General features: G+C 33.6%; 14 protein-coding genes. 9 read left to right on the top strand and 5 right to left on the bottom strand.

Translation table 11 applies throughout. From position 1 onward, the window contains the following. The first annotated feature begins 324 nt into the window (after window positions 1-324). Window positions 325-1716: a hypothetical protein gene (locus tag NSQ18_RS14280; RefSeq protein WP_016838110.1), complete on the top strand. Its 1392-nt coding sequence runs from the start codon at window positions 325-327 to the stop codon at window positions 1714-1716. Between the two features lie 185 nt (window positions 1717-1901). On the opposite strand, the gene NSQ18_RS14275 is transcribed toward NSQ18_RS14280, so the two are convergent. Continuing rightward, a complete protein-coding gene (locus tag NSQ18_RS14275; protein ID WP_016838111.1) occupies window positions 1902-2060 on the bottom strand; it encodes a hypothetical protein in 159 nt (52 codons plus the stop codon). A gap of 128 nt (window positions 2061-2188) precedes the next feature. Beyond that, the gene (locus NSQ18_RS14270; protein WP_016838112.1) at window positions 2189-2614 is read right to left on the bottom strand and encodes a GatB/YqeY domain-containing protein; all 426 of its coding nucleotides are present in this window, start codon (window positions 2612-2614) and stop codon (window positions 2189-2191) included. Window positions 2615-2937: 323 nt separating this feature from the next. On the opposite strand from NSQ18_RS14270, the gene NSQ18_RS14265 reads away from it, so the two are divergent. Continuing rightward, window positions 2938-3732: an enoyl-CoA hydratase-related protein gene (locus NSQ18_RS14265; protein WP_016838113.1), complete on the top strand. Its 795-nt coding sequence runs from the start codon at window positions 2938-2940 to the stop codon at window positions 3730-3732. A gap of 160 nt (window positions 3733-3892) precedes the next feature. Here NSQ18_RS14265 and NSQ18_RS14260 read toward each other — a convergent pair whose 3' ends face one another. Continuing rightward, window positions 3893-4696 carry a hypothetical protein gene (locus tag NSQ18_RS14260; RefSeq protein ID WP_016838114.1) on the bottom strand — a complete coding sequence of 268 codons (804 nt, stop codon included), beginning with the start codon at window positions 4694-4696 and terminating at the stop codon, window positions 3893-3895. A gap of 165 nt (window positions 4697-4861) precedes the next feature. Between NSQ18_RS14260 and NSQ18_RS14255 the strand changes: the two genes are divergently transcribed. Further along, entirely contained in the window at window positions 4862-6025 is a 1164-nt protein-coding gene (locus tag NSQ18_RS14255) for an aminotransferase class I/II-fold pyridoxal phosphate-dependent enzyme (RefSeq protein ID WP_016838115.1), read from the top strand. A 138-nt stretch (window positions 6026-6163) separates the two neighbouring features. On the opposite strand, the gene NSQ18_RS14250 is transcribed toward NSQ18_RS14255, so the two are convergent. Both NSQ18_RS14250 and NSQ18_RS14245 read right to left on the bottom strand, forming a co-directional pair. After that, the gene (locus NSQ18_RS14250; RefSeq protein WP_040764551.1) at window positions 6164-7333 is read right to left on the bottom strand and encodes an AI-2E family transporter; all 1170 of its coding nucleotides are present in this window, start codon (window positions 7331-7333) and stop codon (window positions 6164-6166) included. A gap of 115 nt (window positions 7334-7448) precedes the next feature. Then, entirely contained in the window at window positions 7449-8399 is a 951-nt protein-coding gene (locus NSQ18_RS14245) for an LCP family protein (RefSeq protein ID WP_016838117.1), read from the bottom strand. Between the two features lie 186 nt (window positions 8400-8585). On the opposite strand from NSQ18_RS14245, the gene msrA reads away from it, so the two are divergent. The 6 genes from msrA to NSQ18_RS14215 all read left to right on the top strand — a co-directional run bounded on the left by msrA (window position 8586) and on the right by NSQ18_RS14215 (window position 16748). Then, entirely contained in the window at window positions 8586-9104 is a 519-nt protein-coding gene (msrA, locus tag NSQ18_RS14240; protein ID WP_339288457.1) for a peptide-methionine (S)-S-oxide reductase MsrA, read from the top strand. A gap of 388 nt (window positions 9105-9492) precedes the next feature. Beyond that, window positions 9493-10149: a 2OG-Fe(II) oxygenase gene (locus NSQ18_RS14235; RefSeq protein WP_016838119.1), complete on the top strand. Its 657-nt coding sequence runs from the start codon at window positions 9493-9495 to the stop codon at window positions 10147-10149. A 318-nt stretch (window positions 10150-10467) separates the two neighbouring features. Further along, on the top strand, window positions 10468-12072 hold the full coding sequence (locus NSQ18_RS14230; RefSeq protein ID WP_016838120.1) for an ABC-F family ATP-binding cassette domain-containing protein: 1605 nt from the start codon (window positions 10468-10470) through the stop codon (window positions 12070-12072). 243 nt (window positions 12073-12315) lie between these two features. Next, window positions 12316-13482: an IS256 family transposase gene (locus tag NSQ18_RS14225; RefSeq protein WP_339288455.1), complete on the top strand. Its 1167-nt coding sequence runs from the start codon at window positions 12316-12318 to the stop codon at window positions 13480-13482. Window positions 13483-14140: 658 nt separating this feature from the next. Further along, on the top strand, window positions 14141-14779 hold the full coding sequence (locus NSQ18_RS14220) for a hypothetical protein (protein ID WP_339288453.1): 639 nt from the start codon (window positions 14141-14143) through the stop codon (window positions 14777-14779). 646 nt (window positions 14780-15425) lie between these two features. Beyond that, window positions 15426-16748 carry an SLC13 family permease gene (locus NSQ18_RS14215; RefSeq protein WP_016838965.1) on the top strand — a complete coding sequence of 441 codons (1323 nt, stop codon included), beginning with the start codon at window positions 15426-15428 and terminating at the stop codon, window positions 16746-16748. Window positions 16749-16750 lie beyond the last annotated feature (2 nt).

The raw sequence follows: 16750 nt of genomic DNA, 5'->3' as shown, positions 1-16750 counted from the left end.
GCTGTTCCATTAAAAAACATTTTTATAGAAGTTCTATTTTGAATAAAAAAATCATCCAAACTTTCGTGGATGATTTTTTTTATAAATGATCATTTTTTACTTAATTATTGTTCATGTTCAATCAAAGAAAATGAAGAATTTGTTAAAATTAATAAAATTAAATGCAAATTATTCATGATTATGATATAACTTTCATAAACTTTACAAGATAGTCTATTAGTACATATACATGGAAATACTGTTGTTTTTTCCATCAATTTATTCAAACAATTTATTCTACGTTATTATTCCTAAAAGGGTATAATAACAATATGGAGGTCGAGCATGCTTAAAATTAAAAAAATCGAATTTATTAAAGCAGTATATGATGAATCTTTATCTCATAATATTTTTTCTATTGCTAACATCTATTTTTCAAATTATCCGCCCATTCTAGGTGCGTTAATATATTGGAAGAAAAATAATTCGCGGTCTGAATTTACTCGTGAAGGAGAATATAAATTTTATTACAATCTTGATGATATTACTTATTTTGCTGCTGTAAAATTTCCAAAAGATACGAAGTTAACGAGAGATCAAAAACAAGAATTATCTTATATTTTATTAGACGAAAGAGGTTCCATCGGGACATATACCATCAAAACTCATCCAAGCCGTCGAAAGCGATTTAATCCGAAAAAAACCCTTGAACAATTAAACATACCTGATGATTTTGATGTCACGTCCATACCTGTTCATTACGGTCCTATTATTGATGAAACAAGTGCAGAAGAAATCCAAAGAGACAATCCGCATTTATCAAAGAAATTTATAATGGATTATTGTTACTGGAGGTATAGTTTAATAAAGTTGCATCCAACGGAATTTGAGCCATATTTAAAATATGTAGATTTTGCTTATGTATGTTATGCATGTGATCAAATCACTGAAAAATATTTAATCGATCATTTAGATTTAGTAGATGTTGCCGCGCTGCAATATAATTATCCAGTACTCGCAAGACTAACTCCTTCATTTAAAAAATATATTGTTGACGAATTAATACGTAAAAAAGAAGAAATCAATCCTCATTTTGCAGATGAAATTGATGAATTTATTGAAGATGACACTTATTTTAGTGAATATGCAACCATTCATTTATTAGATGAAGATGAATATGAGGAAGAAGAGGAAAAAATAGATTTCCAATTTTTTGAGTTTGATCGCGGTCCATTTAAATGGCCTGGCAGCGAACACATGGTAAAAGGGATTCCTTCCCTCGCTTGCCAGTTATATGATGACATGGGTTATAAAAAACCAACAAATGAAGAAATGGATGAACAATTTAACAAATACAATGCAAAACAAATTTCATTAATTAGTGCGATTTTAGAGCCCCATTGGTTAAATCGATATAAAGATAAAATTGATTGGAAAATCGTATGTTTATATAATAAACATTTAACGGATGAATTTTTAAATGAGCATATAGAATACGTAGACTTTGAATGCTTAGGAAACAATTTAAGGTGTGTTTTATCGGAAGAATTCATTGAAAAACATATGAACCAATTCAATCACGATAAACCGGTACCATTAATTATTCGCTTTTTAACAGAGCAAATGTATTTAAATCATAAAGATAAAATCAAAGTAAATTCCGACTTACTTTTCCAATACTATGATTGTATTGGTGCTCCCGAATACAATCGTATACTCGATTTATTGGATGAATAGCTTCATTATCTTTTTAATTGAACGCCATTTTTAATGAAAATGGTGTTATTTTTTTACATACTGCAATTTTTTGCAAATAAATACCTCACTTGTTGTTACAAAACAAGTGAGGCTTTTAATCGACTTCAATTTTAAATATATCCAAATTATTAACCTCTTTCCTATAATCTAGCGATTTTATCTGATTATTTAACTTGTTCTTTCATTATTCGTGCATGCTCATTAAATCTGTCCAACTGTTCTTGAGATAAATGTTCGATAAAGTTTGTAAAATTGATTGGTTCAAGACCAAACTGCTCACATTTTGAAACATAATACTCATAGCCTTCTTGATAAATTGTCATACATATCCCCCTTTTACATTGTACTATAACAGTTGTTTTATTTTTATTCTAATATAGTACAGTTTTAATTTTCTGTCAACGGTAAAATGAAAGACTTGTCTAAAAATTTAAACAAGTCTTCGTTAACCTTATATGAGGCTTTTCACCATTTTTGCGATTGTTGCTCCATCAGCCTTGCCAGCAAGGAGCGGTTTTGCAATTTTCATCGCCTCGCCCATATTCATTCCTTTTGTAATACCTGCGTCCACTAAAATTTTGACAATTTCTTCTTCTGATAATTGTTTTGGTAAGAAGCTTTGTAATATTTCCAGCTTACGATTTTCTTTTTCAATTAAGTCTTCACGGCTCGCTTGTTTTGCACCCTCTAACGCTTGTTGAGTCTGTTTCAATTCACGATTAATAACCGCTACTTCTTCTTCAAATGAAAGTTCAGAGCCTTTTTCTTTTTCTGCTTGATCTAATGCAGATTTTAATAATGTTAGAACTCCTTTCGCCACAACATCTTTTTCTTTCATCGCTTGTTTTAATTGTTCAAAAACTGTTTTTTTCAACATAATTATGCTCCTTTATTGATGTTTTATGTATTTCATTATAATAAAAATATTCAACCATATTAATTAATAGACATTCATTGTAATGGCTAACACTACATTTAATATAAATATGTGCTCGATTGAGCTTGCAGTATCACTACGGCGATTGGAGCAGATGGTCATCACAATGTTTCATTTCTTTTTGTTCCTCCTCCCTACCCTTCACTAAATAAATTTGTCGATTATTTCTGAAAATTGTTTAATTTATTGTGAATATTGAAATAGCTGTAGGATAATTTACTTAATTCAAGTAATATGAAACTAATGTAAAGGAGGTATTGAGAATGCAAGTTCGTACGACGAGACTCGAAGAAGAAGAAGCAAAAATTGTCTATCAAGAAACAGCTGGTTTAGCCATTATCACCATTCATCGACCGCAATTAAAAAACGCTTTGACAGCAAAAATGTGGGATCAACTAGCAAAAATCGCTACGCAATCTATAAAAAATCCAAAAAATAAAGTATTAATTCTTCGAGGATCCGGTGAGAATTTTACTGCTGGTTCAGATATAAAAGAATTCAATCGCATGTCATTAGAAGAAGCTGAAGAGGCCTTTGTTCGAATGGAAAATACAATCTCCACCATCGAAAACTTACCACTTCCTACAATTGGTGTCATTAACGGTCCAGCGATGGGAGCAGGTCTTGAGCTTGCATTAGCTTGTGATATACGAATTGGTTCTGAGAAAGCTCGCATGGGAATTCCAGTTGGGAAGCTCGGCATTACATTGAATAATAAGTTTGCAAAACGACTCGTTGATTTAGTTGGCCCAGCAACGACAAAAGATTTTGTTTTCACTGGCCGTACATTTAAAGCAGAGGAAGCATATAGAGCCGGTATGTTAAACTACTTAGTGCCTGAAAAAGATTTAACTCGTTTCTCTATTCGTTTGGGAAAACTAGTGGCGAGCATGTCCCCTGCTTCATTACTGGCGGTCAAAAATTCGGTAAAAGAGTGCGTTAACTCAACTCCAGCCCTATGGCAAGGCACTACATCTTTTGTCGATCCTGAGGATTTTCCTGAAGGAGTTCGTGCTTTCGTTGAGAAACGAATGCCTCAGTTTAGACGGAAAAACTAAAGCTTTGTAGGCTTCAGAAAAGTCATTAGTAAATCCAAATCACGGCTATCAATTCCCTTTCGCCTAAAATCAATAACTGCAAGTAGATGTTTTCATATAATTCACACAAAATGCAATAGTAAGACTGTCCGAAAAAGTATTGTAGTTTTTGGACAGTCCTTTACATTATTCCTTTAATAAAAATTTGCATTTGCATTGGTTCAAATTCAAAATGGCGTTGAAATTCAATGGAAATCTGCTTTTGCAATTCTTCGATAGCATTGACCACATCGTAATGTACTGGTGCTTTAATCTGAAGGGATATATAAATTTTTGGCGTCAATTTCTTCATTGTGAATTGTATAGAATCTACTTTCGCGATAACCGGATAATTCGAAACAACATAGTGAATTAAATCAATAAAAACATTCGGTGATATTTCAATTGTTTGACGATGAAAATCAGGTTGAACAATCGTCGTTTCTCCTAATTTCACCCGATTCTTTGAAAAAATATCAAACCCTTTTTGAATAAAACGTTTAAAAAAATTTTGCTCCACTTGACGATAAGGAATGGGCATTAAATGTTTACCTTGAGTCGAGCGAATAAATTGAGCTAATTTAATCTCATTTTTCGAGCGTATGTTATCAATATAATAAAACTGTTGAATTGGACCAATGTTCAATTGTTCAGCAATTTTTTTTGTCATTTTATCGCTCGTTCCAATAATTAAAATCGATTGAATATGATGTTTTTTTATTGCATCCATTACTTCTTTTCTATGTAATTCATCTTGAAATATCGCTCTTCGAATAGCTTTTATTGTATTTTTTTCAAATTTTGCTGAAGTACCTGCAATTTTTTGACCGTTCTTAATTAATAATCCATCATCAATGATTGCTTCAATTCGATGATCATGGGCAAACTGTAAAGCGCTCGTGCTTTTTCCAGAACCACTTGGACCACTTAGGGAATACACTCTCATATTTTCATCTCCAAAACTTTTACTATTTTTCTTGTATCATAAACAAAATTGTTAATTAAATCAAAAAACTTAATTTTTACTGTATTGAAGAAAGATTAAAAGTATTGAAAAATATGTTAAAATATTTTTTATATTCAAATTCGTCAAAATTAAGGAGTGTTACTATTGAATATTGTACCTTCTAAGAAGATGTCATTATTCCAACCAGCAATATTCGGTCAATTAAAGGATCATGCAAGAGCTTATCAAGAAAAAGGAATGAAAATGATTGATTTGAGCCTTGGAAGTCCAGATCTACCACCTCATGAAATGCTTCGCAATCACATGGCGGAAAAAAGCAAAAATCCTGCTGCCTATGGGTACACATTAACAGGAACAATGGAATTTAATGAGGCAGTTGCACGCTATTATAAGAGAGTCAATAAAGTAGATGTTAATGCCGAGTCAGAAGTTTTACTCACAATGGGTTCTCAAGAAGGACTAGTTCATTTACCAATCGCCTTTTGTGATCCTGGCGATATCGTTCTCACTACAAATCCTGCTTATGTCGCTTATATTGCCGGCATTCATTTGGCAGGTGCCCGCCCCTATTACATACCATTAAATAAGGAAAGAGGATTTCTTCCAGAATTAACAGCGATTCCTGAAGAAATTGCCCAGCAAGCGAAATTGCTTATTTTGAATTTACCAGGAAATCCTGTTCCGGCAATGCCTACTATCGAATATTTTACGGAAGTTGTAGAATTTGCAAAAAAATATAACATTATCGTCCTACATGATGCGGCCTACTCAGAATTTTACTTTACTGGAGAGGGACCAATCAGCTTCTTAAATGCTCCAGGTGCAAAGGATGTTGGAATAGAAATCAATTCTCTATCAAAAAGTTTCAGCTTAGCTGGCGCCAGAGTAGCTTACATCGTTGGCAATAGAGAAATGATAAATATTATGAAACAATTGAAATCAAATTTAGATTACGGTATTTTTGAACCGATTCAATCCACTGCCGCACTTGCTTTAGACAATTCGGAAGTTATCACTGATCATTTACGTAAGACATTTGCTGAAAGACATCATGTCATTACAAAAGGGCTAGAAAAAATCGGTTGGGAATACGCCCCATCAAACGGAGGGATGTTTGTTTGGGCGAAATATCCTTATTCCATTGATAGTGTGTCTTTCGCATTTAAAACTATAGAACAAGCAGGAGTAATCATGGTCCCAGGAATTACATTCGGATCTGAAGGAGAAGGATATGTACGCATTGCCCTCGTTCAAGAAAAAGAATTATTAGAGGAAGCGATTGAACGGTTACGCGAATTAAAAATTTAATATTATTCGAATTGATAAGCTATCATTCACTTGAATAGTTGAATGATAGTTTTTCTTTATTTAGAGCAGCGTTTATTACTTTAGTCATGCGAAGATATTTCTTCTAAAAAATAAAAAACCGGCTAATAAATAGCCGATTTATTCTACATGATATTTATTCGTTTCATCTTCTTCAAATCGATTATAGCGCCTTTTAAACAATTGGAACATGTATGTCACTAACACTTTCAGCAAGGCATATCCTGGAATTCCTAATACGACCCCAGCCACACCAAATAATGAACCCGCTGTTAATAATACGAAAATAATCGTAATTGGATGAATCTTTAATGAAGAACCCATGATATTCGGTGTAATAAGCTTTCCTTCAATTAATTGTACTATCGTCCATACTATAATTAATTTCAACACCATCAATGGTGAATTTACGATTGCAATGATGATGGCAGGTGTGATGGCGATGGCTGGCCCTAAATAAGGCACAACACTTGTAATCATCGCTAAAAATCCAAGTAAAAACGCATAATCTAACCCAATGATTAAAAATCCGATTGTCATCATGACGCCGATGCAGAAAGAAACTAAAATTTGACCTTGTATGTAATGACTGATTTGATGATCCATTGCTTTCATCACTTTGGATGCATCATTTCGCATGCGAGGAGGAAAAATACTTAAAATGAATTTTGGGAATTTTTCTCCTTCATATAATAGATAGAATAAAATAAACGGTACTGTTACTAAAGATAAAACGATTCCCGTTACCGTTGAAACAAATCCTGTGATGCCACTCGCTACAGTAGTTGCTAAATTCGCAAAAGTTTCCCTTACCGTCGTAATTAAATTGTTCGTTACATCCAGTAATACTCGGTCATAATCAATATTGTATTTTGAGAATAGTTCATTCACACCAGAATTATTTAAAAACGTAACAGTCCCTTCTACAACTGCCATGAAATAAACAGGAAACTCATGTACTAAATTCGTAAATTGATCCCGCAAAAATGGAAAGACAAGTAATACCAATAATGTAATGGCGCTAATCGCAATAATGAATATTAAAAAAATTGACCAAATTCTCGGGATCCACCGTTCCAACAAATACAATAACGGTCTAAATAAATAATATAAAATGACAGCAAGAACTCCTGGGAGTATTACTACTTCAAACAATACTTGAATCGGATAAAAGATAAACGAAACTTTATTAAAAACGAAAATTACGCAGCCTAATAATAAAAGAACGATTAGCGAGAAAAGTAAATTTTTACCTCCAAGAAATCGAATGTATTTTGTTGTCTGAAACATGGAATATTTATTTTGTTTTACTTCTTGCTCTAATTCTTTGTCTTTTTCCAAAAAATCACCTCATCAAATTTCGACAAAATTATTTTATCATGAATAATTTCTGAAAAAAACTTCTCTACTCCCCTATTTTTAAAAATTCATGCAATTTTTTCTTATTGGCCTCCAAGTCGATTTCAATGACCGATCCTGCATGTTGATAGGAGTTAAATCGATATGTCCCTTCTACAGGAATTGTCATCTTTTCGATGGAAGGTGATCCACCTTTTGCAATTGATAAAGCAGTTTTTAGTTCCTCTACTGAAGACATATCCGTGATGATATAGCCTTGTGCCGCACCGATAAGTTTTGGTAAATTTTTAACATTTTGCGGCTTTAACAATTCGTCTTTTAATGCTTCAATGACTTTTTGTTGACGCTCTACCCTTCCAAAATCGCCTTCAGCATCGTGTCGAAATCTCGCATATCCTAATAATTCTTTACCGTTTAAACGTTGCAAACCTTTTGTTAAGGTTACACCAATATAAGCGGACATGTCTTTTTCAACTTCTATTTCAATACCATTTGGTGCTAAAATATCAATCATCGCTTCAAAGCTTTTGAAATCAATCACCATATAATGATGAATCGGGATTTCAAACATATGATTCAATGTATCCTTCAACAGTTGTACCCCACCTAAATAATAAGCGGTATTTAATTTCCAACGATCATATCCTGGTATATCTGCATAAATATCTCGCATGAAAGAAACTAACTTTAAATCGTTGGTTTCTTTATTCCAAGAAAGAACCATCATCGTATCGGATCGGGATTTTTCCTCTCCCCTACTATCCACACCAATTATTAAATAATTCTCGATTTTTTCTTTAGGTTCATCGGGTGTAAATTCTATTTCTTCTTTATTCTCTTCGCCAGCCAGTTCTAACCCCGTACGATATTGGTGAATAGAATATGCAATGATTGCAATCAGCACAATGAAAATTGAAAATAGTATTACTCTACCTTTACGTAAACGTTTTTTCTTATAACGTTTTTCACTTCTACTACGAACTTGATTTTCTTCCATATTCATTCCCCTTAGACATATAACTTTATAAAAATATAACGATAATCAAAACGATAAGTTCGATATCAATTATTATACTATGCTATTTTACGAAAAGCTTTTTTTGTATATAAAAGTTGTAAATTTGATACTATAAAGTTATCTTGTAACATTGTTAAGAATTTTAAGCAATAGGAAGTGAAAAAAATGGAAAAAGCAACATTTGCTGGTGGATGTTTTTGGTGTATGGTAAAACCATTTGTTGAATGGGAAGGTATTGAAAAAGTAACGTCAGGTTATATGGGAGGACATGTTGAAAATCCTACATATGAAGATGTAAAGTCCGGGAAAACTGGCCATTTAGAAGTCGTTCAAATCGAATTTAATACGAATATTTTCCCATATGAAAAACTACTTGAAGTTTATTGGATGCAAATCGATCCAACGGATGATGGAGGACAGTTTCATGATCGCGGAGAATCTTACAAAACAGCTATATTTTATCATTCAGAAGAGCAAAGAATCTTAGCGGAAAAATCGAAAAAAGAACTGGAAGCAAGCGGCAGATTCAAAAAGCCAATCGTAACTGAGATTCGACCTGCCATGATATTTTATGAAGCAGAAGAATATCATCAAGATTATTACAAGAAAAATCCCGAACATTACCTTGAAGACCGGAAGAAATCCGGAAGAGATGAATTCATTAAAAAATACTGGAATAAATAAATGTTGAGCGGTTAAAAGTGTGTTACTTTTGCCGCTCTATTTTTGACTGTTTTTAATTTTATAATTTACTGCCTTTCACTAAAAATATATTTCTGACCACTTATCCTAAAAATTAGTTTACATAATATTATTATCAAAATCTGAGAGTATAACTCTTTCCTTCTCCATTAGTGTGCTTGGTGTCTATATCCGACTTCATACTTTAGTAGTCAATGATATTAATAGTAATAAATTTTAATAGGAAGAAATCATTATAAAATAATCCATTCTCAAAAAAACAGTAATGATAAAACGAAAAAATTATAGTAAAATTTAATTATTCAAATAAAATATTCCTTTTTATACCTTTTTATTCCATTATATTCCAGTTAATCGGAGGGAATGAGCATTGACTACATATGTTACAAATACTCGTTCAAATGAACCAACAATTTTTAACTTCACTGGAAACAAAATCAAAACAGAAGACAGAGAAATTGATGTATTGGTAAAATTTGAGGAACCTTTAGTCGTTGTACTGGGTTCTGTATTAGATGATGAAGAATGTGACAGATTAATTGAATTATCAAGAAATCGTCTTCAACGTTCCAAAATTGGTGTAGAAAAAATTGTTAGCGATATCCGAACTAGTAGTGGAGCATTTTTGTCGGATGTTCAAGATGACCTTGTATCAACAGTTGAAAAAAGAATTTCTTCTATTGTAGGTATCCCTGTTGAACATGCGGAAGGTTTGCATATTTTAAATTACAAACCTGGACAAGAGTATAAAGAGCATTTTGATTATTTCGCAGCAACAAGTAAAGCAGCAAGCAATAATCGAATTTGTACAGTTGTTTTATATTTAAGTGATGTGGAAGATGGCGGAGAAACCTATTTCCCAAAACTTGGATTAAAAGTGTATCCTAGAAAAGGAATGGCTGTATATTTTGAATACTTTTACAACAATCAAACATTAAATGAATTAACATTACATGGCGGCGCTCCAGTTAATATAGGTGAAAAATGGATTGCAACGCTTTGGTTTAGAAGAAAGAAACTCGATTAATTTAATATGACAAATTCCCTTCTTTTCTTAAATGTCATTGCCTATACATTATAATCCCCTTTTGCATTCCCCTTCCTACATAAAAATGCAGAATTGGATTACTCATGATTCCAATTCTGCTTATATTTTGTTAACCAGTCCCCATTCATTACGTTGTTTTAATTCTATTCTTTCAAACTAATTCATCCTTGAATGCCAAACCTTCTATAGCTTTTCACTTCACTTCTTGATATAATGGTGCCATTATGTGTAAAAGAGAAAAAGAAGTTAAAATTTAACTTTTTTGCACATCGAAGTAGTATTAAAGGAGGAACTTACATGATTCAAGTAAGTAATGTAGGTCTTCGTTATGGTGATCGCAAACTTTTTGAAGATGTAAATATTAAATTTACGCCTGGGAACTGTTATGGTCTCATCGGAGCAAATGGAGCGGGAAAATCTACGTTCCTTAAAATATTATCAGGAGAAATCGAACCACAAGAAGGTCAAGTAATCATAGGGAAAGACCAACGTTTAGCAGTATTAAAACAAAACCATTTCGAATATGACGAATATACGGTATTAGAAACAGTGATTATGGGACATAAGCGCCTGTATGACGTAATGAAAGAAAAAGACGCCATTTATATGAAAGAAGATTTTTCAGATGAAGATGGCATGCGTGCTGCCGAACTAGAAGCAGAATTTGCAGAATTAAATGGTTGGGAAGCTGAATCAGAAGCAGCCACTCTCTTACACGGTTTAGGCATTAGCGAAGATAAACATTATATGAAAATGGCTGATTTAGAAGGTTCAGAAAAAGTTAAAGTATTGCTTGCTCAAGCACTGTTTGGAAAACCAGATGTGCTGCTATTAGACGAGCCAACAAACCACTTAGATTTAAAAGCTATTCGTTGGTTGGAAGAGTTTTTAATCAACTTTGAAAATACTGTAATCGTTGTTTCGCACGATCGTCACTTCTTAAACAAAGTATGTACACACATTGCTGATTTAGACTTTGGACGAATTCAAATTTATGTGGGGAACTATGATTTCTGGTATGAATCTTCCCAACTAGCTTTAAAAATGGCACAAGAACAAAATAAGAAAAAAGAAGAAAAAATTAAAGAGTTGCAAGAATTCATTGCCCGTTTCTCAGCAAACGCTTCTAAATCAAAACAAGCGACTAGCCGTAAAAAAATGCTCGAAAAAATACAATTGGAGGATATTAAACCATCCAGTCGTAAATATCCTTATATCAATTTCCAAATGAATCGAGAAATTGGTAATGACTGTCTTTCTGTAGATGGCTTAACTGCAACGCAAGATGGCCAAGTGCTATTTAAAGATATTCGTTTCATAATGAATCGTGACGATAAAATTGTGTTGCTAGGAAATCCTTTAGCAAAATCCGCATTGCTAGATATATTAATGGAAGAACGACAAGCTGATAGTGGTACTTTTAAATGGGGTGTTACTACTTCAAGAGCTTACTTCCCTATGGATAACTCAAAATACTTTGAAGGCACTGAAAAAACATTAGTCGATTGGTTGCGCCAATTCTCTCCAGAAGATCAAACTGAAACATTTTTACGCGGTTTCCTTGGCCGTATGCTCTTCTCAGGAGAAGAAGTGAAAAAATCACCTTCCGTGTTATCCGGAGGCGAAAAAGTTCGCTGTATGCTAGCAAAAATGATGCTTTCTGGTGCAAATGTGTTACTACTAGATGAACCAACAAACCACTTAGACTTAGAATCCATTCAAGCTCTGAACAACGGTTTAATTGCCTTTAAAGGTGCTATGATTTTCACATCCCATGACCATCAATTTATTCAAACAATAGCAAACCGCGTCATTGAAATTCAAGACGACGGGACTATTCTTGATAAACAATGCACATATGACGAATTCCTTGAGTGGAAAGAAGCGCAAGGATTATTGTAATTTTAGTGCAAGGCTGTTCGGTTTTTATTCCGACAGCCTTTTTTTGTGTATACATTAAGATTAGGTGAACAACAACTCTTTATAGTATAGGATAATAACCAACATTCTTAGTAAGTTGCTTGCTCGAACGATAAACCAAGATAGAGTCCATATAATTGTGTAAAAAAGAAAAGAGCCATTTTCCTCCTCTTTTGCTACACTGTTTTCAGACCCAATAAAAACAAATAGAAAGAGGATGAAAAAATGACTCTATTAAAGTTTAACCTAAATATGGGCCTTTTAAAAGAATCAATTATCAATTCGAATCTTGATTCTGTTATCAAATCAGCGATTGTTTTAATTCTGAATGAATTTATGGAAAAAGAACGAGATGACTATCTTCAAGCTGCTGCTTATGAACGTTCTCCCGAACGTCGTGATTACCGGAATGGCTATTATGAACGTGATTTAATGATGAGTATTGGAAAGATTCAATTAAAGGTTCCAAGAACTCGCAATGGAGAGTTTTCAACTACCGTGTTTGAAAAATATGCACGTTGTGATCAAGCTTTCGTTCTTTCTATGCTTGAGATGGTCGTGAATGGGGTGTCTACTCGAAAAGTAACGAAAATCGTTGAACAGCTTTGTGGAGAAAATGTCTCCAAATCATTCGTATCATCTTTGACAAAACAATTAGATCCAATTGTCAATGAATGGGCCAATCGCCCTCTAAATACTACATACTATCCTTACATCTTTGTCGATGCTATGTATATTAAAGTTCGCGAAGGTCATAGTGTAGTGTCTAAAGCGGCTTATATCGCGACAGCGATTACCGATCAAAATAAACGTGAAATCCTTGGTGGTCATATTGACCACGTTGAAAGTGCGGAGAGTTGGAGTCGTTTCTTCCAGCATCTAAAATCAAGAGGATTACAATCCCCTAAACTTGTGATTTCAGATGCGCATGAAGGGTTACGAAAGGCCATCCAGCGTGAATTTGTCGGGACTTCTTGGCAAAGATGCAATGTTCATTTTAAACGTAATATCATTGACAAGTTACCTAAAAAAGATACTGCTGAATTCCGAACAATGTTGAAACGAATTTTCGAAGCTGTCACGATTGAAGATATGCGTCAATTTAAAGATGAATTGTTTGAAAAGTTTAGTGACCAAGCACGATTTGAAAAAGCATTGAAAATTCTAGATGAAGGTTTCGAAGATACAATTCAATATATGAATTTTCCTGAAAAAATTCGTCCTCATATTCGCAGTACGAATACCCTTGAACGGTTGAATCAAGAGGTTCGTAGAAGAGAAAGAGTGATCCGAATTTTCCCTAATACGCAATCAGCTTTTCGTTTGATTGGCGCTGTCTTAATGGATTACCAAGAAATCTATGATCGACGAAAAAATCTATCAGGTAGATAATCATTCACTATTTTTCACGCGCATCTTCCATTATGGGATGATTCCATATTCGCAAAGAGCTGTCAAAGTGAAAAGAGCCTTTGACAGCCCTTTACGAATATGGATAGAAAACCCCATGGAAGTTGCGGCTAAAAAATGTGGGAGGGGAATGGAATCAAAAACTGCTATATTTGGTTTGATTCCACTTACGCTACTTTAATCGGATTTGGAAACAGTGTGTAAGAGTTTTTACACAATTATCGGGACTTGACTTAAACCAAACGATTTAATAGTCAAAATGATGAATATAATAGTCATTCTTTAAAAAATATTAGTCAAACTTGCATCGATAATAGCCAACCACTAATTTTCCGTTTCAAAAATTTGTTTTATTAGTCAAAATAATCGAATTAATAGTCATTCTTCCAGTTATAATAGTCAAATTTTCATCAATATTAGCCAATCGCTAATTTTTCACTTCGAAAATTTGTTTTATTAGTCAAAATAATCGATTTTATAGTCATTCTTCAAGAAATAATAGTCAAATTTCTATAAATAATAGTCATTCAATAAATAAACCTATTTTAGTTTACATAATATTATTATCATTGATTTAGTGTTTGAATTTATATAAAACTATATAATGATAAATACTAACCAATGAAAGGAGTCGATAACAATGAAGGCATTTTATCTTTCTCTCTGCTTTTTGTTCCTGCTGATTGGCTGCCAACCCCAAGAAAACACAACTAATCAAAACGATGTTTCCCCAACCAATCAAAATGCTTCAGAAAATAATCATGAAGACTTAAGTCGATTTTTTAAACCTGATAAATCCATTGCGAAGTTCATAGGAGACGGGAATGAATTTGCAACGTATACTGAAAAAACAACTTGGTTGGACAAAAAATATGTAGGCACGATTGTCGATAACGGCGGCGTAACCATGATGAATATTTATAAAATCGGCGATGATAAAATTGAAATCATTTACAAAGAACTGGTTGATCACGATGCAACTTTCCCTGGATTAGAAGAAATCAAATCAATGCAGCCAATTGAGACTTATTTTGCAATGCCAATTCAAGTCGGTACAACGTTCGGCAATTGGAAAATTGTCGACACAGGTATAAGTATTGAAATCCCATATAAAACATTTGAAGAAGTAATTGTAATTGAAGAAAACGGCGATAACTATGTAAACCGTAAATATTTCGCGGAAGGATTTGGAGAGATTAAATCTGAATATATAATGAATACAGATCAAGGCGAAAAATATATTGTCACTTCCACTTTAGAATCCATTACAATAGATTAAAGTTTATACTTAATACTCAGCAATCACCAGACAAAAGGAATAGAAAAACCGAACGATTTTTTGAAACTCTATTTTTATTTTCAATATCGTTCGGTTTTTATGTTAATGAAATAACAAAATACATATTAAATTTTATGAAAGTTCATTTTAGTTCTAACCCTACCCTTCCTTCTGCCATTATTCTGAGCCTCAGTCAGCTAGAATATAAATTTCCAGTATTTCTGAGCATCTCGTACAATTTTCCCAAAATATGATTCCCTAGTTTTTCTGATGGAGACAACGGATTTCATGTAAAACTCATTTTCTTAGTGGGCATTTATAATTGTTGCTATATAGGTTGATACATGTATAACTTCTACCAAATTCTTCTTCAATAGCAATTTAATTTTTAAAATAGAATCTTTATCAAGCATATTATGCTGTGCAATCATTCATTAAATTTGAGCTCTGCTTCGCAATCATATGATTAATTTTATATATATAAATCTATGAAAATTATTTTCTGTTACTTTTGACTTATTTAATATAATGCATCTATTTTTAGAGAATAATTTCTACCCTTTTACATACGTATTAATGAGGAATTTCTGAAAATATGTAAGAAATTTCTTGAGAATTCTAGAATTTTACAAAAAGGAGGTTTTTTATGGTATTAGGATTTATTGGGCTTCTAGGTAGTTTAGCATTAATGATTTATTTGACGATGAGAGGCGTAAACTTGCTGATTGCAGCCCCTTTCGCAGCATTTATAGCAGCAATATTAAGTGGTATTACAATTTTCCCACAATTAGCTGCTGAAGGAGATCCAGATTTTATCACAAGTTATATGGGCGGATTTACGGGATTCATTAGTTCTTGGTGGCTCATGTTCTTAGCGGGAGCAATATTCGGAAAAGTGATGGAAGATAGCGGTGCTGCAGATAGCGTTTCAAAATGGATTATCGAAAAAATCGGTGCTAAACATGCCATTTTAGCAGTTGTTGTCGCATGTGCAGTACTTACTTATGGGGGAGTTAGTTTATTCATTGTTGCCTTCTCGGTATTCCCAATGGCATTAGCCCTATTTAAAGAAGCTAATCTACCAAGAAGGTTCATTCCTGCTGCTTTGGCATTAGGGTCTGTAACTTTTACGATGACTTCTGCTGGTTCACCGGAGATTCAAAACTGGATTCCAATCCAACACTTAGGAACGACTCCATACGCTGGATGGCAAGTTAGCTTAATCGTGGCCATTTTCATGGCAGTCGCAGGGTATTTTTGGCTAAAATGGATGGTCAATCGTGCAGTTACGAAAGGCGAAAAATTCGTTGCAAAAGAAACTGATAACCTAGATAAAGCAGAAAATCGACCACTTCCTAGTCCTTTGCTTAGTGTTTTGCCATTAATCGTTGTGCTCGGGTTTTCGTTTATTTTCCATGAACGTTTGGGTACGTCTGCATTGATCATTGCTTTACTTGGTGGAATTATTATGACTTATCTCATCAGTTTCAAGTATATGCAAAATCGTGATAAAGCAATTGCAGAAGGTGCACTGGGAGCCGTGATTGCCATTGCGAATACAGCAGCTGTGGTTGGTTACGGCGGAGTTGTGAAACAAACAGAAGCCTTTTTAACGACAGTTGATTATATGACGAACATCCCTGGCAGTCCACTTATTGGTGGTGCTATTGCTGTTGCTGTATTAGCAGGCCTAACGGGTTCATCTTCTGGCGGTCAATCTATCGCTTTACCATTAATTGCACCACATTACTTAGATATGGGGGTTAATCCGGAGCAGTTGCATCGGGTTATCGCCATTGCTTCAGGATCTTTAGATACATTGCCACATAGTGGTTACGTTGTTACAACCATCACTGCCATTGCACAAGAATCGCATAAAGATGCTTATCCAGCAATGGGCGCTTTAACAGTAATTATTCCGTTACTCGGAACTATTCTAGCAATCATTCTATTCTCTTTAGGTTTATAAAA

The sequence above is a fragment of the Ureibacillus sp. FSL K6-0786 genome, from assembly GCF_037965165.1.
GTDB lineage: Bacteria > Bacillota > Bacilli > Bacillales_A > Planococcaceae > Ureibacillus > Ureibacillus thermosphaericus.
This window is presented reverse-complemented; position numbering and strand designations above follow the sequence as displayed.